This is a genomic window from Sphingomicrobium sp. (assembly GCA_036563485.1).
Classification (GTDB): Bacteria; Pseudomonadota; Alphaproteobacteria; order Sphingomonadales; family Sphingomonadaceae; genus Sphingomicrobium.
The window spans coordinates 817063-833804 of sequence record DATCMI010000001.1; the positions used below are offsets into that span (position 1 = coordinate 817063).

The 16742-nt window shown below is 65.7% G+C and carries 23 protein-coding genes; 14 read left to right on the plus strand and 9 right to left on the minus strand.

What is annotated here, in order from left to right:
- Positions 1 to 9: 9 nt before the first annotated feature.
- The gene (gene coxB, locus VIL42_04270) at positions 10 to 1176 is read right to left on the minus strand and encodes a cytochrome c oxidase subunit II (GenBank protein HEY8592064.1); all 1167 of its coding nucleotides are present in this window, start codon (positions 1174 to 1176) and stop codon (positions 10 to 12) included.
- Between the two features lie 162 nt (positions 1177 to 1338).
- On the opposite strand from coxB, the gene pyrE reads away from it, so the two are divergent.
- The 5 genes from pyrE (at position 1339) to VIL42_04295 (ending at position 5060) form a co-directional block, all read left to right on the plus strand.
- The gene (pyrE, locus tag VIL42_04275) at positions 1339 to 1923 is read left to right on the plus strand and encodes an orotate phosphoribosyltransferase (GenBank protein ID HEY8592065.1); all 585 of its coding nucleotides are present in this window, start codon (positions 1339 to 1341) and stop codon (positions 1921 to 1923) included.
- Positions 1920 to 2648, plus strand: a complete 729-nt coding sequence (locus tag VIL42_04280; protein ID HEY8592066.1) for a pyridoxine 5'-phosphate synthase — start codon at positions 1920 to 1922, stop codon at positions 2646 to 2648. The genes pyrE and VIL42_04280 overlap by 4 nt, the downstream gene beginning before the upstream one ends.
- Positions 2645 to 3052, plus strand: a complete 408-nt coding sequence (gene acpS, locus VIL42_04285) for a holo-ACP synthase (protein ID HEY8592067.1) — start codon at positions 2645 to 2647, stop codon at positions 3050 to 3052. The genes VIL42_04280 and acpS overlap by 4 nt, the downstream gene beginning before the upstream one ends.
- Positions 3053 to 3130: 78 nt before the next feature.
- Positions 3131 to 3928 carry a signal peptidase I gene (gene lepB, locus VIL42_04290; GenBank protein ID HEY8592068.1) on the plus strand — a complete coding sequence of 266 codons (798 nt, stop codon included), beginning with the start codon at positions 3131 to 3133 and terminating at the stop codon, positions 3926 to 3928.
- A gap of 16 nt (positions 3929 to 3944) precedes the next feature.
- On the plus strand, positions 3945 to 5060 hold the full coding sequence (locus tag VIL42_04295) for an AI-2E family transporter (protein HEY8592069.1): 1116 nt from the start codon (positions 3945 to 3947) through the stop codon (positions 5058 to 5060).
- A gap of 12 nt (positions 5061 to 5072) precedes the next feature.
- Here the strand turns inward: VIL42_04295 and VIL42_04300 are convergent, their stop codons facing one another.
- Both VIL42_04300 and rpsU read right to left on the minus strand, forming a co-directional pair.
- Positions 5073 to 5570: an FKBP-type peptidyl-prolyl cis-trans isomerase gene (locus VIL42_04300; protein HEY8592070.1), complete on the minus strand. Its 498-nt coding sequence runs from the start codon at positions 5568 to 5570 to the stop codon at positions 5073 to 5075.
- 19 nt (positions 5571 to 5589) lie between these two features.
- Positions 5590 to 5796 (minus strand): 30S ribosomal protein S21, encoded by a 207-nt coding sequence (gene rpsU, locus VIL42_04305; protein ID HEY8592071.1) that lies wholly within the window; start codon positions 5794 to 5796, stop codon positions 5590 to 5592.
- 255 nt (positions 5797 to 6051) lie between these two features.
- On the opposite strand from rpsU, the gene VIL42_04310 reads away from it, so the two are divergent.
- Positions 6052 to 6714 (plus strand): murein L,D-transpeptidase catalytic domain family protein, encoded by a 663-nt coding sequence (locus tag VIL42_04310; protein ID HEY8592072.1) that lies wholly within the window; start codon positions 6052 to 6054, stop codon positions 6712 to 6714.
- 55 nt (positions 6715 to 6769) lie between these two features.
- On the opposite strand, the gene VIL42_04315 is transcribed toward VIL42_04310, so the two are convergent.
- Entirely contained in the window at positions 6770 to 8044 is a 1275-nt protein-coding gene (locus VIL42_04315) for a L,D-transpeptidase family protein (protein ID HEY8592073.1), read from the minus strand.
- Between the two features lie 161 nt (positions 8045 to 8205).
- On the opposite strand from VIL42_04315, the gene VIL42_04320 reads away from it, so the two are divergent.
- The 3 genes from VIL42_04320 (at position 8206) to VIL42_04330 (ending at position 9186) form a co-directional block, all read left to right on the plus strand.
- Positions 8206 to 8508, plus strand: a complete 303-nt coding sequence (locus VIL42_04320; GenBank protein HEY8592074.1) for a PilZ domain-containing protein — start codon at positions 8206 to 8208, stop codon at positions 8506 to 8508.
- A 19-nt stretch (positions 8509 to 8527) separates the two neighbouring features.
- Complete coding sequence (locus tag VIL42_04325) at positions 8528 to 8827, plus strand: PilZ domain-containing protein (GenBank protein ID HEY8592075.1); 300 nt, start codon at positions 8528 to 8530, stop codon at positions 8825 to 8827.
- A gap of 116 nt (positions 8828 to 8943) precedes the next feature.
- The gene (locus VIL42_04330) at positions 8944 to 9186 is read left to right on the plus strand and encodes a hypothetical protein (protein ID HEY8592076.1); all 243 of its coding nucleotides are present in this window, start codon (positions 8944 to 8946) and stop codon (positions 9184 to 9186) included.
- 3 nt (positions 9187 to 9189) lie between these two features.
- On the opposite strand, the gene VIL42_04335 is transcribed toward VIL42_04330, so the two are convergent.
- The gene (locus VIL42_04335) at positions 9190 to 10089 is read right to left on the minus strand and encodes a peptidylprolyl isomerase (protein HEY8592077.1); all 900 of its coding nucleotides are present in this window, start codon (positions 10087 to 10089) and stop codon (positions 9190 to 9192) included.
- Positions 10090 to 10189: 100 nt separating this feature from the next.
- Here VIL42_04335 and purT point away from each other — a divergent pair, with 100 nt between their 5' ends.
- On the plus strand, positions 10190 to 11362 hold the full coding sequence (purT, locus tag VIL42_04340; GenBank protein HEY8592078.1) for a formate-dependent phosphoribosylglycinamide formyltransferase: 1173 nt from the start codon (positions 10190 to 10192) through the stop codon (positions 11360 to 11362).
- 10 nt (positions 11363 to 11372) lie between these two features.
- Positions 11373 to 11822, plus strand: coding sequence for a hypothetical protein (locus VIL42_04345; GenBank protein ID HEY8592079.1), 450 nt, complete (start codon positions 11373 to 11375; stop codon positions 11820 to 11822).
- Here the strand turns inward: VIL42_04345 and VIL42_04350 are convergent.
- From VIL42_04350 to galE, 3 genes are all read right to left on the minus strand, one after another.
- Complete coding sequence (locus VIL42_04350) at positions 11819 to 12088, minus strand: hypothetical protein (GenBank protein HEY8592080.1); 270 nt, start codon at positions 12086 to 12088, stop codon at positions 11819 to 11821. The genes VIL42_04345 and VIL42_04350 overlap by 4 nt on opposite strands.
- 177 nt (positions 12089 to 12265) lie before the next feature.
- On the minus strand, positions 12266 to 12391 hold the full coding sequence (gene ykgO / locus VIL42_04355; GenBank protein ID HEY8592081.1) for a type B 50S ribosomal protein L36: 126 nt from the start codon (positions 12389 to 12391) through the stop codon (positions 12266 to 12268).
- A gap of 96 nt (positions 12392 to 12487) precedes the next feature.
- A complete protein-coding gene (galE, locus tag VIL42_04360; protein ID HEY8592082.1) occupies positions 12488 to 13489 on the minus strand; it encodes a UDP-glucose 4-epimerase GalE in 1002 nt (333 codons plus the stop codon).
- A gap of 102 nt (positions 13490 to 13591) precedes the next feature.
- Here galE and VIL42_04365 point away from each other — a divergent pair, with 102 nt between their 5' ends.
- Both VIL42_04365 and gpmA read left to right on the plus strand, forming a co-directional pair.
- Complete coding sequence (locus VIL42_04365) at positions 13592 to 14764, plus strand: M14-type cytosolic carboxypeptidase (GenBank protein ID HEY8592083.1); 1173 nt, start codon at positions 13592 to 13594, stop codon at positions 14762 to 14764.
- Positions 14764 to 15450 carry a 2,3-diphosphoglycerate-dependent phosphoglycerate mutase gene (gene gpmA, locus VIL42_04370; protein HEY8592084.1) on the plus strand — a complete coding sequence of 229 codons (687 nt, stop codon included), beginning with the start codon at positions 14764 to 14766 and terminating at the stop codon, positions 15448 to 15450. The genes VIL42_04365 and gpmA overlap by 1 nt, the downstream gene beginning before the upstream one ends.
- A 6-nt stretch (positions 15451 to 15456) precedes the next feature.
- Here gpmA and VIL42_04375 read toward each other — a convergent pair whose 3' ends face one another.
- On the minus strand, positions 15457 to 16035 hold the full coding sequence (locus VIL42_04375; GenBank protein ID HEY8592085.1) for a GGDEF domain-containing protein: 579 nt from the start codon (positions 16033 to 16035) through the stop codon (positions 15457 to 15459).
- A gap of 180 nt (positions 16036 to 16215) precedes the next feature.
- On the opposite strand from VIL42_04375, the gene purE reads away from it, so the two are divergent.
- Positions 16216 to 16737 carry a 5-(carboxyamino)imidazole ribonucleotide mutase gene (gene purE, locus VIL42_04380; GenBank protein ID HEY8592086.1) on the plus strand — a complete coding sequence of 174 codons (522 nt, stop codon included), beginning with the start codon at positions 16216 to 16218 and terminating at the stop codon, positions 16735 to 16737.
- Positions 16738 to 16742: the final 5 nt, after the last annotated feature.

Consider the following 16742-nt stretch of genomic DNA (forward strand, 5'->3'; position numbering starts at 1 on the left):
GACGGGCTCTTACTGGTTCTGACGGTTTGCGACGTCGGGATTGTTCGGCGCGGGCGCGGGATTGGCGTTCGTCGTGCCCGGAGTCGCCGGCGGCATCGTGATGTTGTCGGTGTCCGTGCCGCCGGTGCGGGCAGCCGCAGCGACCGGCTTGGCACCCGGCATCTTGCCGCCCTTCGATCCGACCCAAGCGGCGAACTGCGCTTCAGGCACGACCTCAACGGCGATCGGCATATAGGCGTGGCGGGCGCCGCAAAGCTCTGAGCACTGGCCGAAATAGACGCCCGGCCTGTCGACCTTGGCCCAGGTCTCATGCAGCTGGCCGGGGTTGGCGTCCTGCTTCACCCAGAAAGCCGGGACTGCGAAGCTGTGGATCACGTCGTCGGCGGTGACGATGAACTTCACGACCTTGCCGGCCGGGATCACCAGCCGATTGTCGACGGCGAGGAGCGGCGGCCCGTCGGCGTCGGTGCGCGGGCGCTGGTTCGCCTGGCGGGTCGGGTCGTTGCCTTCCTTCAGCATGTAGCTGTCGAACGACACGCCATGGTCAGGCAGCTCGTAGGACCAATACCATTGGTGGCCGGTCACCTTGACCGTCAGGTCGGCGGGCGGCGGCGTATATTGGTGGCGAAGCAGCCGGATCGACGGAATGGCGATGGCGACGAGCACCAGCACCGGGACGAGCGTCCAGATCACCTCGATCGTCGTGTTGTGCGAATTGCGCGACGGCACCGGATTGGCGCCGCGGCGGAAGCGGATGATCGCCCAAAGCAGCAGCGCGAGGACGAGGATGCTCATCGCGGCGCAGAGCGTCAGAAGCCAGACATTGTGGAAGGTCGCGGCTTCCTTGCCGATCGGCGTCACCTGCTCCTGGATGCCCTTGCGGCCTGCAATCGGCACGCCGAGCTCCTTGGACGCGGGGGTCTGGGTGTAAGCGAACGGAGCCGTCGCCGGCTGACCCACGGCCTGACCCGTGGCCGGTGCGGTCGCCGGATCGGGCGTGACCGGATTCTGGGCGAAGCCTGCGGGCGGCGCATTGTTCGGCTGCGCGGCGGCGGGGGTGCCCGGGGGCGTATCGGCCGTCGTTTCGGCAGCTGGCCGGTTGCTGGCCGGGGCTTGCGCCGCTGCAGGTGTAAGCCAGGCCGCGGCCAAAGCGACCGCCCATCCAATCCGTTTCATTACCACCCCAGACAAACTTGAAATCCGAAAAGCACGCGAGCGGCGCTCCGGGATTGCGCCTCCTATAGGCGCGGCATCGCACAGCCTCAAGCGCCTGATCGAAGGTCCAGGTGAGCGCGGTTGATGGGGGTGCTTGGGCGGCCTAATGGCGGTGCCGACATGATGAGCGACGACGACATCCTTGCCGAGTTCCGCGCCGCCGACGCCCTCCTCGAAGGGCACTTCATTCTCTCGTCCGGACTGCGAAGCCCCCGCTACCTGCAATGCGCACGCGTGCTGATGGACCCGGCACGGGCCGAGCGCCTGGCGACAGAACTTGCAAGCCGGCTGCCCACCGCCCTCCGCGTCCAGGTTGAGGCGGTGGTCTCCCCAGCCATGGGCGGCGTGATCATCGGCCATGAGATGGGTCGCGCGCTCGGCCGGCCGGCGATGTTCCTCGAGCGCCCACAAGGCGTGTTCGAGCTTCGCCGCGGCTTTCGGCTCGATCCCGGCACCAAGGTCCTGATGGTCGAAGACGTGGTCACCACCGGCCTGTCGTCGCGCGAGGCAATTGCAGCCGTCCGCGCGACGGGAGCCGAAGTGCTTGCCGAAGCGAGCCTCGTCGACAGGTCTGGCGGCACTGCGGACCTCGGCGTCGATTTCCACCCGCTGATCCGCATCGACGTGCCGACCTATGAACCCGAGGCGGTGCCCGCGGAGCTTGCCGCGATCCCGGCCGTCAAGCCGGGTAGCCGCGCGGCAGCGTGAGCAACCGTCTCCGCCTGGGCGTCAATATCGACCATGTCGCGACGATCCGGAACGCGCGCGGCGGCGACCATCCGGATCCCGTCCGCGCTGCGATGCTCGCCGCTGGAGCCGGGGCGGATGGCATCACTGCCCACCTTCGCGAAGACCGCCGCCACATCACTGACCAGGACATTGACCGGCTGACCGCCGAGATCGACCTGCCCCTGAACCTAGAGATGGCCGCGACCGAGGAAATGCTCGACATCGCGCTCCGCCACCGGCCGCACGCCGCCTGCATCGTGCCGGAGCGGCGCCAGGAGCGCACCACCGAAGGCGGCCTCGACGCCGTCGGCCAGCAGGACGCCTTGGCTCCGTTCGTCGACAAGCTCGGCGCTGCCGGCATCCGCGTCAGCCTCTTCATCGAACCGACCGAAGCGCAGGTCGCCGCCGCCGTCCTGCTCGGCGCACCGGTCGTCGAATTCCACACCGGGCGCTACGCCCATACACAAGGCGAGGAGCGCGCGGCCGAGCTCAAGCGCATCGCCGATTGCGCGGCGCTTGCGACGAAGAACGGCATCGAGCCGCACGCCGGCCACGGCCTGACGTTCGACAATGTCATCCCGGTCGCCGCGATCGCGCAGGTCGCCGAGCTCAACATCGGCCATTTCCTGATCGGCGAGGCGATTTTCACCGGCCTCGATCACAGCGTCCGGCGTATGCGTGCCCTGATGGATGAAGCGCGATGATTGTCGGCCTCGGCTCCGACCTCTGCAACATCGAGCGGATCGAGAACTCGCTGGCGCGGTTCGGCGATCGGTTCCTGCAGCGCGTCTTCACCGACCTCGAGCAACGCAAGGCGGCGTCGCGCCCGCACACCATCGCCGGAACCCTCGCCAAGCGCTTCGCCGCCAAGGAAGCCTTTTCGAAGGCCGTCGGCACCGGGTTCAAGCGCGGCGTCTACATGAAGGACATTGGCGTCGTTAATCTGCCGTCAGGCGCACCGACGCTACAGCTCACCGGTGGCGCCCGCGCTCGGCTTGACGCCCTTGCGCCGGAAGGCCACGCCATCGACATTCACCTGACGATGACCGACGATTATCCCTGGGCGCAGGCCTTCGTGATCCTGGAAGCCCGAAAGCTGGAGCCCTGATTGTTGAGCGATACTGTTCCCGAGGCGACTGAAGCAGAGGCGCCGCCGGTCGAAAAGAAAGAGGGCAAGGGCTCGGCATTGTGGCGGGAGGTCAAGGGCCTGCTGTGGGTGCTGCTCGCCGTCCTCGCCTTCCACAGCTTCGTCGCCAAGCCCTTCTACATTCCGTCAGAATCGATGATGCCCGGCCTGCTGACCGGCGATCGTCTGGTGGTCACCAAATATCCCTACGGCTGGTCCTGGGTGTCCCCGAGCTTCCACATTCTTCCGCCGATGAAGGGCCGCGTGCTCGGTAGCCTACCCAAACGCGGCGACATCGTCATCGTCACTCCGCCCGGCACCCGCACCGATTACATCAAACGAGTGATCGGCTTGCCCGGCGATACCATTCGGATGGTCGACGGGCAGCTCTATCTGAACAACCAGCTGGTGCAGCGCCAGCTGCTGAAGCCGCGCCTCATCCCGGTCGACGTCAACTCGCCCTGCGGATCCGACCGCGATCCGGCGCTGTACGACTTCCGGGTCCGCGGACCAGGCGGCAAGGATTATTGCCGAGTGCCCGTGGTGCGCGAGACGTTGCCGAACGGCCGTTCCTACGAAACGGTGGAGCTAGGCCGCTCGCCCGAGGACAATTTCGGGCCGATCACCGTGCCGGCCGGCCACGTCTGGCTGATGGGCGACAACCGTGACGACAGCGCCGACAGCCGCGTCGAGACCTGGCGCGGCGGGCTGGGCGGGCCGGTCCCGTGGGAGAATATCGGCGGCCGCGCCGAATTCATCACCTTCTCGCTCGACGGGACTTCCGAGTGGTGGAACCCGGTGAGCTGGATCAAGGCGCTGCGGTCAGGCCGCGCCGGCACCTCGCTCCGGAATAATTGATGGCGGCGCGGGGCTGATGGCGCAGGAGCCGCCGACCACCGAGGCGCATATCGAGCGTCCCGGTCCGGCGGAGTTCCGCGACCCCGTCGTCCGCCGCGAGATGCGCCGCGCCGCCGTGTGGTTCGGCATGGCGCTGGCGATCGCCGGCATCATTTTTCTCGCCCAGTCGCTGCTGCTGATTGTCGGCGGCATCATTTTCGCCGTGCTTCTCGATGGCGGTGCGCGCCTGCTGAAGCGAGTCCTGCCGATCCCGCGCGGGTGGCGGCTGATGCTGGTCATCCTGCTCGGCTTCGGGTTCATCGGCTGGGTTTTCTATTTTGCCGGCACCACCATCGCGGCGCAGTTCGAAGCGCTGCGCGCGGTGCTGACGGTCCAGTTCAACCGCCTGATCGACTTTGCCGCGTCGCTCGGTTTGATGCCGAAGGGCCCGCCGGGCGAGCTCGGCACCCAGCTGCTCGGCTCCGTCGGACGGCTCACCAGCGCGCTCGGAAGCGCCGTCGGCGCGCTGACGAGCGTGCTGTTGATGATCGTGATCGGTATCTTCCTCGCCGCCGAGCCGCGCATCTACGACCGCGGGATCGCCTGGATGATGCCTCTGCGGCACCGCGCGGCCTTCTATCGGGTTGCCGACCATGTCGCCTTCACCATCCGCCGGCTCCTTTTCGGCCGGCTCGTCGGCATGATCTTCGAAGGCGTCTTCACCTGGTTCATGCTGGCCTATGTCAGCCAGCTGTTCGGGCTCGACCCGATCCCAATGGCGGCGCTGCTCGGGCTCGTCACCGGCGTGCTCGCGTTCATTCCGAACATCGGCGCGATCACGTCTGGCATATTGATGGTCGCGGTTGGCTTCAGCGCCGGGCCGCACGAAGGCATCTACGCCATCTTCGTCTACTTCTTCGTCCAAAACATCGACGGCTATCTGGTCGTGCCATACATCGCCCGGCGCACCGTCGATCTCGCTCCTGCGGTCGTGCTGGCGATGCAGCTGCTGATGGGCGCGCTGTTCGGGATCCTCGGCGTCCTGTTCGCGGACCCGATCCTTGCGACCCTGAAGGTCGTGCTGGTGGACCTCAGCCGCAAACATGCGGCGGAAGAGAATGAGGAACAGGAAGTCGTCGCAGCGGCGCCCTAGCGCCGGCGCGGCTTATTGCTGCGGCTGGGGACCGCCGCCGCCGCCTTGCATCAGCGCGGCGTTGGGAACGACCTTCACGACCTTGACGTCGAAATCGAGGTCGGAATTCGGCGGGATCGGCGCACCCGGCGGCGGGTTCGCGCCATAGGCGAGCTTCGCCGGAATGTGGATCTTGTAGCTTCCGCCTTCCTGCATCCGCATCAGCGCGTCGGCGAAGCCGGGCATCACCTGGCTGGGAAGAAGCGGCACCGGACCCTTGCCCATGGTCGATTCGAAGACCTTGCCGTCCGGCAGGCGGCCTTCATATTCGATCAGGACGCCGTCCTGCGCCTGGACGTTCGGGCCGCGGCCGGCCTGGAGCGTCTCGACCTGCACCGTGCGCTGACGGACCGAATGCGCGCCAAGCCACGCAAGCGCGACTCCCGCGCCGATGACCAGCAGGAACGCCAGCCACAGTCCGATCGTCCTCCCGCGATTCGCGGGGCGATGGGCGGCTTCGGCGACGGACACTTGGCTTAAGCGCGGATGCTTAGCGCGCGCTCTCGCGCTCGACGCGCTTGCGCTCGAGCTTGCGGGCGCGGCGAATCGCGGCGGCACGCTCACGAGCGCGCTTTTCCGACGGCTTCTCGTAGTGACGGCGCAGCTTCATCTCGCGGTAGACGCCCTCGCGCTGCAGCTTCTTCTTGAGCGCGCGCAGCGCCTGCTCGACATTATTGTCGCGAACGATGATCTGCATAAACTCTCGTCACAACCCTTCTGTGCAATAGATAGCGGCCTCCGGAGACAGTTCCTCGGGAGGCGGGCTCGGGCCATTAGCAGCGTCGCGCTTTCGCTTCAACCCGCGATCGACGGCACCATCATGCGATGAATCGTGGGGTCAGGGCGATGGGCCGCGCAACAAAGTCGCAAGGGTTATCGGCGATTAACCCTTTGATTGTTATATCAGTCGTCCAAGAGCGGAGGGAAATGGATGACTTTTGACCGGAGAGAAATGTTGCGTCTGGGTGCCGCTGGCGCCGCTGGACTCATCCTCTCGTCGGCCGCCGGCTCGCAGGTCCTTCCGGGCCTCGTGATGCCGGGACAGCCCGCCGGTTCGGCGCCCCTGCCGCCGGTTCCGGCGCAGCCGCAGGCGCTGACCGCACCGGGCGGAATCAACCCGCACCTGTTCGCCCGCGCCAAGGCCGCGCTCGACCAGCACCGCATCCGCGCCCGCGACTGGATGGGCGTCGTCGATTTCTCGCTGCCGTCAAGCGAACCGCGCTTCCACGTGGTCGACCTGCGCTCGGGCGAAGTCGAAAGCTTCCGCGTCGCGCACGGTTCGGGCTCCGATCCGCGTCACTGCGGCCAAGTCGAGCGCTTCTCGAACGAGTTCGGTTCGTACGCGAGCTCGAACGGCACCTACACGACCGGCGAATATTATCAGGGCAAGTACGGCCTCTCGATGAAGACGCACGGCCTCGACTGGACCAACAACAACGCCGAGCCGCGCGCCATCGTCATCCACAACGCCTGGTATGCCGAGCCGGAAGTGCTCGCCGCCCACGGCAAGCTCGGCCGCAGCCAGGGCTGCTTCGCGTTCAGCCGCGAGGACCAGTGGAAGGTGATGCGCAAGATCGCCGGCGGCCGCATGATCTACGCGGATAAGCTCGCTTAAGGGTTAGTCGCTCCCCGCAATAAAAAAGCCCCGGCGTCACCGCCGGGGCTTTTTCTTATTTGCTTGCGACCTGCGTTGCCGGCTTGCCTGTAATGGCGCCGCCGTCCCTCGTCTTCAGCGCCGCGAGCGCCTTGCCGTCGCGGCCGTACAGGTCGGCATAGTCGACCATCCGTCCGTCGTTGAGCCCGGCGGTGGTGAAGTAAACGATATAGACCGGCACCGGCTTCACGAAGTCGGCCTGCTTGGTCTTGCCCGTCGCAAGCTGCGCGTCGATCTTCTCGCGGGTCCATTCGCCGCCGTCGTCGCCCCCAAGTTCCGCCGCCAGGTCATGGATGTTCTGGGTGCGGATGCAGCCGTGGCTGAGCGCACGCATGCGACTGCTAAACCGGCTCCGCGCATTGGTGTCGTGCAAATAGATGTTGTGCGGATTGTACATCACGAACTTCATCTGCCCGAGCGCGTTCGACGGCCCCGGCGGCTGGCGCCAGCGTTGAACCTTGCCGTCTTTGCCCTTGACCGCGACATAGCCGGCCTTGCCGGCCACTTCCCTGGTGATGCTCGGCGGCACTTCCCACCACGGGTTGAGCATGACGCCGGTCGCCATGGCCGAAAGCTGCGGCGTCGGCGTCTTCACCGACCCGGCAATCGCCCGCTGCTTCCATCGGTTGACGCCATTCTCGACCAGCGTCGCGTGGAAGCCCGGCACGTTGACGATGATGTACTTCGAACCCAGGTCGCGCGGCAGCCAGCGCCAGCGATCGAGGTTCAGCCGGATCCGGTCCCGCTTCGCCGTTTCCCCAGCGGGCGTCGCCGCAAGCGCCGCCTTCAGCGCGGCATATTGAGGGTGAGTCGGCAGCAGGCCGTTCAATGCTCCGGCAATGTCCCGGCGCGCCACCGCGGCACGCAGCAACGCGTCCTGGCGCTCGGCGTCGAGGTCCTTGTCGACCACGAACCATTGCACGCGTCCGGCCTTCTTCACGTGGCCGAGCGCAAGGTCGGAGGACAATTTGTTGAACCGCTCGGTCGCTGCTGCGGACACCGCCATTGGGTCGCGCGCCGCGATCGCGGCAGCCAGAGCCTCGGGTTGATAATCTGCAGGATTGAGGCCTTCGGCCCCGACCTGGCGAATATAGTTGAGCAGGTCTGTCGCGCTGACGAGATCCCAGATCACCGGCGGCAACGGCGCCGGTGCGGGCGCGGCTTGCGGCTGCCCGGCTTGAGCCGGTGCAACCGCGGGCGCCACTTGCGCCAGCGCAGGCGCCGCAGCTGCCGAAGCAAGCAGAGTCAGGACCAGTGCGCGATTAATGCGCTTCGTCAGCAAGCCGTTCATTTGAAAAGATAACCCCCGCAAGTTCCGAACCCATACTATGCGCCGCCGGGCGCCGCCAGAGACTGCGCGCAACAGTTGCAGCCAATCCGGCTCGGCTCATCGCAAACCAATCCTTAAGCGGACATGGCTAAGCTGCTCTTGCTGTATTGGGAGTAGTGGAAGTGGCGACCGGGTTCTTTCTCGACGGCGGCATGATCCCGCGTTCGGCGGCGAGGACGATCGACGAGCGCGACGAACCGCGCCACCTGGCCGAATCGAGCACTGCCGTTCTCGAGTTCCGCGGCCGCAAGCACGTCGTCCGCCTCGTCAACGTGTCCCGCTCCGGCGCGATGGTCATCTTCCCGCATGTCCCGAACATCGGCGAGCGGCTGCTGCTGCAGCTTCTTGACCGCGGACTCGTCTCGTCACAGGTGCGCTGGGTCAAGGACGGGCGGATCGGCCTCTCCTTCGGCAAGCCTGACTGAAGCCTTGGAGATGAGTTTCGTGAGTATCAGGGCGCGTATCGCCGAGGACTCTGCCGAGCGCCGGCTGTCATGGCGCGTACCGGTCGAACTCGACGCCAAGATGCGCGAGCTCGGCACCAGCGGCGTCGAGGCCAAGGTGCTCAACATCTCGGAAAACGGATTCATGGCGGCCGCCGACGGCGCTTTCGAAGTCGGCGCTCGCGTGTGGCTGATGCTGCCGGGCCGCGACCGCGCCAATGCGGTCATCAAATGGACCGCCGCCGGCAAAATCGGCGCGGAGTTCGCCGAGCCGATCTCGCTGGACGGACTCGCCCGCTAAGCCTGCCAACGCCGTCACCGTTCGTCCCGCGCCCGGCGCGAAAAACCGCAACCTGTTTAAGTGTCTGAAACCGCAGCCGCCCCGGACCGTTAGCAGCGGGAAAGGAAGGTCCTCTTATGGCCATGTTGTTCGGCGACGCCTGGAAACCGGAAGAGCGCGGCTACCACGCCGTCTACCGCGAGCATGAAGTGAACCACTGCCCCGGCTGCGGCCGGACCCAGTGGCTGATCGGCCGCGTATCGGCCGAATGCGCCTTCTGCTCGACAGCGCTGCCGCTCGCCGAAGCAAGCATGCGGTCCCACAATGGACCGGTCGTCATCCAGCACAAGAATCGCGAGCTTCGCGACTGGGCTGCCTGAGGCTCAGGCCTTCTTCCTGACCGGCACCGGCACCGCACAAAGGGCCGCGCCCGGCGACGGCGTTCCATAATCAGACCGATGCGAGGCCAGCTGGACATAGTCCGCGAACGCCGGCGAACCGGTCTTCAGATACTCAAAGCGAGGCCGGGTAGCGGCCGGCATGTCGGCTGCGACATGCACGCCCGTAATGACCGTCGGCGCCTGATCCTTCGCATAGACGCCCATCTCCGCAGTTCCCCGAGGAAGAGCGGACAAGTTTTCCATCCCGTCGACCACCCTGCCGACCAGCGCATAATTGCGGTCGAGGCGCCGGGCAGTGCTGCCGATGACGGCGAATAGCTCATTGCCATTGCCGGTATCCGGCGCGGCGTCGCGCGCCACGCCGACGGCGCCGTAGCAATAGGTCGGGTTGACGGTTCCCCCGACCTGCATCGCCACTGGCCAGCCGTCGGCATAAGCCGCCATTGCCGAATAAGGATCGACCGACCCCATCGGCATCAGGGTCAAGCCCGCGGCGCTGCGCTGATATTCCTCGGGCGGCCGTGCGACAGCCCCCTTGGGCAGCGGGGTGATGGTTTTGCTCTCATCCTCGTCTTCGCCCAGGCCCCATTGCGTGACCCAATTGTCGACGACGCGGTAGATGGTCGCTTTCGCCCAATAGCCGCTCCTGGCCATCGTACGGATGTTCGCGACGTGCACGGGCGCGAATTGGGGAGCGAGCTGGATGACCACGCGCTTGCCGCCTGCCAGGTTCATGACCAGGAGGTCCGAAGCGGAGATTTCCATCCAGTCGTTCGGCGACGCTGCTTTCACCGCATCGCTCGGCGAGCGGACTGCCGCTGGCGGCGGCGGGGCCGCGCCGGCAAGTGCAAGAATGGCGACGGCCGCGAATAAGACGCGCATGAACGGCTCCCCCTAGTGCGGAGCATACCCTTCCTTGTCGCTGCGCAGATAGCAATAGGCCGCTATTGGGCAATCGCAGGCCGGCGGCTAAGGCCTGCCCATGTTCACCGCCACCTTGATGCTGCTGGGCTCCGGCGAGCTCGGCCGCGAGTTCACGATTGCGGCCAAGCGGCTCGGATGCCGCGTGGTCGCATGCGATCGCTACGCGAATGCGCCGGCGATGCAGATGGCCGACGCCTGCGAAGTCTTCCCAATGCTCGACGGGAAAGCGCTCCGCGCGGCGGTCGAAAAGCACAGGCCGGACGTGATCATCCCGGAGATCGAGGCGATCGACACCGCCACGCTCGCCGAACTCGAGGGTGAAGGATGGCGCGTCGCGCCTTCGGCCAAGGCTGTCCAGCTGACGATGAACCGCGACGGCATCCGCGACTTCGCCGCCAACGAGCTCGGCCTCGTGACGTCCACCTATCGATTCGCCGAAAGCCGCGAGGACGCGATCGCCGCGGGCACGGCGGTGGGCTTCCCGTGCGTGGTGAAGCCGGTGATGTCGAGCTCGGGCAAGGGCCAGAGCACCGCCGGCAACGCCGATGAGCTCGGAAAAGCCTGGGACTATGCGGTGGAGAAGATGCGCGGTGACCGCCCGCGCGTCATCGTCGAGGAATTCATCGCCTTCGACAGCGAGATCACTTTGCTCACCGTCTCCACGAAGGACGGCGTCATCTTCTGCGCGCCGATCGGGCACCATCAGGAGGCCGGAGACTATCGGGAAAGCTGGCAGCCCGCCGCGATCCCGCGGGAGGCGCTCCAGTCCGCACGGTTCCAGGCGCGCAAGGTGGTCGAAGCGCTCGGCGGCCACGGCATCTTCGGGGTCGAATTCTTCATCCGCGGCGACCAGGCCATCTTTTCCGAGCTAAGCCCGCGCCCGCACGACACCGGCATGGTGACGTTGATCTCGCAATTCCCCAATCAGTTCGAGCTGCACCTGCGGGCCGTCCTCGGCCTGCCCATCCCAGGCATCGAATTCGCGGCGCCATCGGCCTCCGCGGTGATCCTCGCCGACCGCGAGTGCGAGGAGTTCGGGTTCGAGGGTCTCGCCGAAGCGCTGGCGCTTGGCGCCCCTGCAAACCCGGTCGACCTCAGGATCTTCGCCAAGCCGAGCACGCTCAAGAACCGGCGCATGGGTGTCGCCCTGGCGCGCGGCACCAATGCCGAAGAAGCGGTCGCGCGCGCGAAGTCTGCAGCCGGACGCGTCCGCATCCGTTATTCGCAATGAGGAGGATCCGATGATCAGCAGGCCCATCGCCATCATGCTCGGTTGCGCAATGATCACTGCGTGCAACGAGCCCGCGCAGAAAACAAAACCGATTCGGGTCGTCAGCGCCGAACAGCAGAGGCTCCATCAGCTCGATGCCTACAATCTCGGCATCGGGCTCAAGCGCGCGATCTACGACGCTGGTTACAATTGCCGGCGAGTCACCGATGGCGGCTATGTCGGAACCTGGAAGAACCTCGACCAATGGGTCGCCCGCTGCGAGTATGAGAATGGCGCCACCCGCGACTGGGCGGTGTTCGCCGGGCCGGACGGCGGCGCTCAGGTGCGCGAGTGCAAGGATGTGGTGAAAAGCGGACTGCCGCCCTGCGACATCAAGAAGCGGCCGGCTGGAAGCTTTGTGATTGGAGAAGACGCGCCGGCGGGCGATGGCGCCCGCCAGCCTAAGCAATCAGGTGCTTAGCCGGGATTGCACTGGCGAGTTTCCTTATACTCGCCAGCCGCACTCTTCTCGCGAATGGTCACGCAATTGCCTTGCTTGACCTCTTCGCGCCAGCTTCCGTCCGGGTTGGTCACGCGATTGCTCTTGGGCACGCGCTTTCCGTCCTTGATTTCGTAGTTCCAGCCCTTCGGCGTGTGCGCCGGCTGGTCCATGGTCGCCGCAGTAGCCGCCGTCGCGCCGAACGCGATCGCGCCTGCAAGCAGCGCTTTGGTGGCGAACTTCATCATCATACGACTCCTCATGGTCCCTTCTACCCCATGACAGGTGAACCGGCGCTTACGCGATTCGCCCCGCGCCGGATGCGTCCCGGCGCTTCTCAAATGTGGGGATCGGAACGGCGCGGCGCAATTGCCGCGCGCGGGGCTTAGCCCTGGCGAGCTCGGGAGCCTAAGCTCCCCCGGAGCTTAGCCTTGCCTCGCTTTAAAGCGGCGGTTCGTCTTGTTGATGACGTAGGTGCGGCCGCGGCGACGGATGACACGGCAGTCCCGGTGGCGCGACTTCAGCGACTTAAGCGAATTGCGAATCTTCATGGCCGGGCGCCTGCTCGTCTCTACTGTTCAAGTTGTCGGATTGGTCCCCTGAAGGACCGGCGGCCCACCTAGAGAGAGGGTGGGCTCAAGTCAAGTTCAGCCCTGCTGCATGTCCGCAAGCTTGCGTTCCCAAGCCAGGGCATCGCCGACGATCCGGTCGATATCGTTATAGGCCGGGCGCCAGTCGAGCGTCTGCAGCAGCCGGGCGTTGCCGGCGACGAGTTCCGGCGGATCGCCGGCGCGGCGACCTTCCATCACCCGCTTGATCGGCTGATTGGTGTGCCGGTCGATCGCGTCCAGCACCTCCAGGACTGACAAGCCTTTGCCGTAGCCGCAGTTCATCGCGAGATTTTCGCCCGGGTGCTCGGCGAGCCATTGCAGTGCGGCGACGTGCGCAGCGGCCAGGTCGCTGACGTGGATGTAATCGCGAATGCACGTCCCGTCGCGCGTCGGATAGTCGGTCCCGTAGACGGCGATCTGCTCGCGCTTGCCCGTAGCGACTTCGGCCGCGACCTTGATCAGGTGGGTCGCGCCCTTGCCGATCTGCCCGGTGCGGCCCTGGGGATCGGCGCCCGCCACGTTGAAGTAACGGAGCGCGCCATAATTGAACGGGTGCGCCGCCGATGCGTCGGCCAGCATCCGCTCGGTCATCAGCTTCGACCAGCCGTAGGGGTTGATCGGCTCCTGAGGATCGTCCTCCTGGATCGGCACCGTCTCCGGCTCGCCATAGGTCGCAGCGGTCGACGAGAAGAGGATGTGCTTCACGCCGGCTTCGACCGCTGCGCTGATCAGCGCGTGGGAAGCGAGTGTGTTGTTCTCATAATATTTGAGCGGGTTCTCGACGGATTCGGGGACCACGATCGACCCCGCGAAATGCATGATCGCGCCGATCCCTTGCTCGGCGAAGATTCTCCGCGTCAGCGCGCGATCGGCGATATTGCCTTCGTAGAATGGGACCCCGTCCGGCACCACGCGGCGCGACCCATTGGACAAATCGTCGATCACCGCGACCGTCCACCCCGCATCGCGGAGGGCGAGAACCGCGTGGCTGCCGATATAGCCGGCACCGCCGGTGACGAGGACTGGGACTTTGCTCATGGGGCGCCGCGGTAGCCAGACGCGCCGTCCCTGCCAAGGTTGCGGGTCAGACGATTTCGGCTATCACGCGCCGCAAATCCCACCAGACCCGAGTAGCAGCGCATGGCCCTTGTGATTTCCTCTTCGTTCGACGCCGGCAACATCCGCGTCGTCAGCCAAAGTGACGACAGCGCCGAGCTGGAAATCGTCAAGGATCACATGAGCGACTTCTACCAGTGGTTCTACTTCCGCGTCGCCGGCGAGGCGGGCCAGGACGTGACGCTGAAGATCACCAACTGCGCCGACTCCGCCTATCCGAACGGCTGGCCCGACTACAAAGGTGTGATGAGCTTCGACCGCGAGGAGTGGTTCCGGGTTGAGGACACAAGCTATGCCGACGGCGCACTGACGATGCGCTTCACCATGCCCACGGATATTGTCTGGGTCGCCTACTTCGCACCCTATTCGATGGAGCGACACCATGAGCTGGTGACGCAGACGGCCGCGCTGGACGGCGTCGACTATCGGTCGCTGGGCAAGAGCTTGGACGGCCAGGACATCGATTGCCTGGAAATCGGCGAGGGGCCGCTGAACGTCTGGCTCTATGCTCGCCAGCACCCCGGCGAGAGCATGGCCGAATGGTGGATGGAAGGGGCGCTCGAGAAGCTAACGGACGAGGACGATCCCGTCGCCCGCGTGTTGCGCCGCGAGTGCACGTTCCGCGTCGTTCCCAACATGAATCCCGACGGGTCGCGTCGCGGGCACCTGCGCACCAATGCGGTCGGCACCAACCTCAACCGCGAATGGCATGCGCCCTCTGCCGACAAGAGCCCCGAGGTCCTGTGCGTGCGCAATGCGATGGACGAGACGGGCGTCGATTTCGCGATGGATGTCCACGGCGACGAGGCGATTCCGGCCAACTTCCTCGCCGGGTTCGAAGGCATTCCGTCGATCACCGAGCGCCAGCAGAACCTGTTCAACCTGTTCGGCGAAACGCTCGAGCGGCTGTGCCCCGATTTCCAGCGCCAGCAGGGCTATGAAGTCGCAAGGCCCGGCGAAGCGAATATGAGCATGTCGACGACCCAGCTGGCGGAACGCTTCGGCTGCGTGTCGATGACCCTCGAGATGCCGTTCAAAGACAATTTCGACTTGCCCGACGAAGTCTATGGCTGGTCGCCGCAGCGGTCGAAATATCTTGCCTATGCCTGCATGGACGCGCTCCACGCGATCCTTCCGGAGCTCAAGAAAGCAACGGCCGAGCGCGGCACCGCCAAGCGCGAGCAGGTCGACGCCTGATGCCGACCTTGGTGCTCCTGCGGCACGGCCAGTCGCAGTGGAATCTGGAAAATCGTTTCACCGGCTGGTGGGACGTCGACCTGACCGACACCGGCGTCGCCGAAGCGCGGGCCGCTGGTCGGCTGCTCCGCGACAGGGGCTTTGATTTCGACTGCTGCTTCACCAGCGTCCTCACCCGCGCCATCCGCACGCTGCATTTGGCGCTGCACGAAATGGATCGCTTGTGGCTGCCGGTGACAAAAGACTGGCGCCTCAACGAGCGCCACTATGGCGGACTGACCGGCCTCAACAAGCAGGAGATGATCGACAAGGTCGGGGCCGAGCAGGTCAAGATCTGGCGCCGGTCGTACGACATTCCCCCGCCGCCGCTTGAGAGCGGGAGCGAATGCGATGTCAGTCGCGACCGCCGCTACGCCGGGATCGAAGTGCCGAACACGGAAAGCCTCAAGGACACGATCGCGCGTGCCGTCCCTTATTACGAAGCGGAGATCGCCCCGGCGCTGAAGAGCGGCAAGCGCGTGATCGTCGCCGCCCACGGCAATTCCTTGCGCGGCATCATCAAATATCTGTCGAACATCAGCGACGAAGACATCGTCAGCCTGGAAATCCCGACGGGCAAGCCGATCGTTTACGAGCTCAGCGACGACTTGTCGGTCGAACGCCGCTACTTCCTCGGCGCGGAATGAGCCGGTCTAAGCCGCGGCTTTGCGGCGGTACATTTCCTCGTCGGCGCGATCCATCACTTCTTCGGGGCTTTCCTCCCCGTCGATCATGGCGACGCCGATCGCGACGCTGAGCGGCAGGCCGTCGCCGTCATGGCTGAATTCGCAGCTGCAGATTTGGTCGCCCAGCCGCGTCGCGGTTTCGTGAGCGCTCGCCTCGTCCGCATTTTCCAGCAGGATCCCGAATTCGTCGCCGCCGATCCGCGCGACGAAATCGCTGTGGCGCACGCCCTGGCTTAGCAGTCGCGCGACCTGGATCAGCGCTTCGTCGCCGGCGCGGTGCCCGAACGTGTCGTTGATCATCTTGAGGCCATCGAGGTCGACGAACAACATCGCCGCCGAACTGTCGTGGCGCTGGACGCGGGCGATCAACCGCTCGAGCTCGCGCATGAATCCGCGCCGATTGGGAAGCTTGATAAGGGTATCCTGATGGGCAAGCTCGTCGAGCTGCTCAATGCGTTCCTGCAGCTGAGCAACGCGCCCACGCAGCGCGTCAATCTCGCTGATCAGCCGCTCTACATCCGCGGCATCGCTACCCTGCTCAGACATTGCCCCCGAGCCTTGCCCCTGTCTGTGCGCGGTCCATAGCGTGATTCCGAAGCCTTTGAAATGCAGTCCCTTGGCCGGGTCGACACTGTCGGCTGAGTCGCCGCGGCCACGCATCGATTGCCTAGCCGGAATCGGCACCTTAAGGCAGCCGCCTCGATTACACTGGTTCAAGGCGGGACAATGCCATCGGTTGTAGGTGGGCCAACGGTTGAAGGTGCGCCCCTGGTCGGCATCATCATGGGCAGCACGTCGGATTGGGAAACCATGCGCCACGCCGCCGACACGCTCGACCAGCTGGGGATCGCGCACGAGACCAAGGTCGTGTCGGCCCACCGCACACCCAAGCGGCTTTACGATTATGCCCATGGCGCCAAGGACCGAGGCCTCAAGATCGTCATCGCCGGCGCCGGTGGGGCCGCGCATTTGCCCGGCATGACGGCCTCGATGACCGCGCTGCCTGTCCTCGGCGTCCCGGTCGAAAGCCAGGCGCTCAAGGGCATGGATAGCCTGCTGTCGATCGTGCAGATGCCCGCAGGGGTGCCCGTCGGCACGCTCGCCATTGGGAAGGCCGGCGCCGTCAACGCCGCCCTGCTCGCCGCCGCGATGCTCGCGACCAGCGACGAAGCACTGGCGACGCGGCTGGAAGCGTGGCGCGAAGAGCAGACCGGCTCGGTAGCCGAAGCGCCGGAATGCCTGCGCTGAGCCCG

What these genes read in the sequence shown, in the direction of transcription:
- purT (HEY8592078.1), top strand. Translation starts at nt 10,190, where the DNA reads ATGTTCACCGCCACCTTGATGCTGCTGGGCTCCGGCGAGCTCGGCCGC.
- VIL42_04330 (HEY8592076.1), top strand. Translation starts at nt 8,944, where the DNA reads ATGGCCATGTTGTTCGGCGACGCCTGGAAACCGGAAGAGCGCGGCTAC.
- gpmA (HEY8592084.1), top strand. Translation starts at nt 14,764, where the DNA reads ATGCCGACCTTGGTGCTCCTGCGGCACGGCCAGTCGCAGTGGAATCTG.
- VIL42_04335 (HEY8592077.1), bottom strand. Translation starts at nt 10,089, where the DNA reads ATGCGCGTCTTATTCGCGGCCGTCGCCATTCTTGCACTTGCCGGCGCG.
- VIL42_04375 (HEY8592085.1), bottom strand. Translation starts at nt 16,035, where the DNA reads ATGTCTGAGCAGGGTAGCGATGCCGCGGATGTAGAGCGGCTGATCAGC.
- acpS (HEY8592067.1), top strand. Translation starts at nt 2,645, where the DNA reads ATGATTGTCGGCCTCGGCTCCGACCTCTGCAACATCGAGCGGATCGAG.
- VIL42_04365 (HEY8592083.1), top strand. Translation starts at nt 13,592, where the DNA reads ATGGCCCTTGTGATTTCCTCTTCGTTCGACGCCGGCAACATCCGCGTC.
- galE (HEY8592082.1), bottom strand. Translation starts at nt 13,489, where the DNA reads ATGAGCAAAGTCCCAGTCCTCGTCACCGGCGGTGCCGGCTATATCGGC.
- VIL42_04310 (HEY8592072.1), top strand. Translation starts at nt 6,052, where the DNA reads ATGTTGCGTCTGGGTGCCGCTGGCGCCGCTGGACTCATCCTCTCGTCG.
- VIL42_04315 (HEY8592073.1), bottom strand. Translation starts at nt 8,044, where the DNA reads ATGAACGGCTTGCTGACGAAGCGCATTAATCGCGCACTGGTCCTGACT.
- VIL42_04350 (HEY8592080.1), bottom strand. Translation starts at nt 12,088, where the DNA reads ATGATGAAGTTCGCCACCAAAGCGCTGCTTGCAGGCGCGATCGCGTTC.
- purE (HEY8592086.1), top strand. Translation starts at nt 16,216, where the DNA reads ATGCCATCGGTTGTAGGTGGGCCAACGGTTGAAGGTGCGCCCCTGGTC.
- VIL42_04295 (HEY8592069.1), top strand. Translation starts at nt 3,945, where the DNA reads ATGGCGCAGGAGCCGCCGACCACCGAGGCGCATATCGAGCGTCCCGGT.
- pyrE (HEY8592065.1), top strand. Translation starts at nt 1,339, where the DNA reads ATGAGCGACGACGACATCCTTGCCGAGTTCCGCGCCGCCGACGCCCTC.
- rpsU (HEY8592071.1), bottom strand. Translation starts at nt 5,796, where the DNA reads ATGCAGATCATCGTTCGCGACAATAATGTCGAGCAGGCGCTGCGCGCG.
- VIL42_04345 (HEY8592079.1), top strand. Translation starts at nt 11,373, where the DNA reads ATGATCAGCAGGCCCATCGCCATCATGCTCGGTTGCGCAATGATCACT.
- ykgO (HEY8592081.1), bottom strand. Translation starts at nt 12,391, where the DNA reads ATGAAGATTCGCAATTCGCTTAAGTCGCTGAAGTCGCGCCACCGGGAC.
- coxB (HEY8592064.1), bottom strand. Translation starts at nt 1,176, where the DNA reads ATGAAACGGATTGGATGGGCGGTCGCTTTGGCCGCGGCCTGGCTTACA.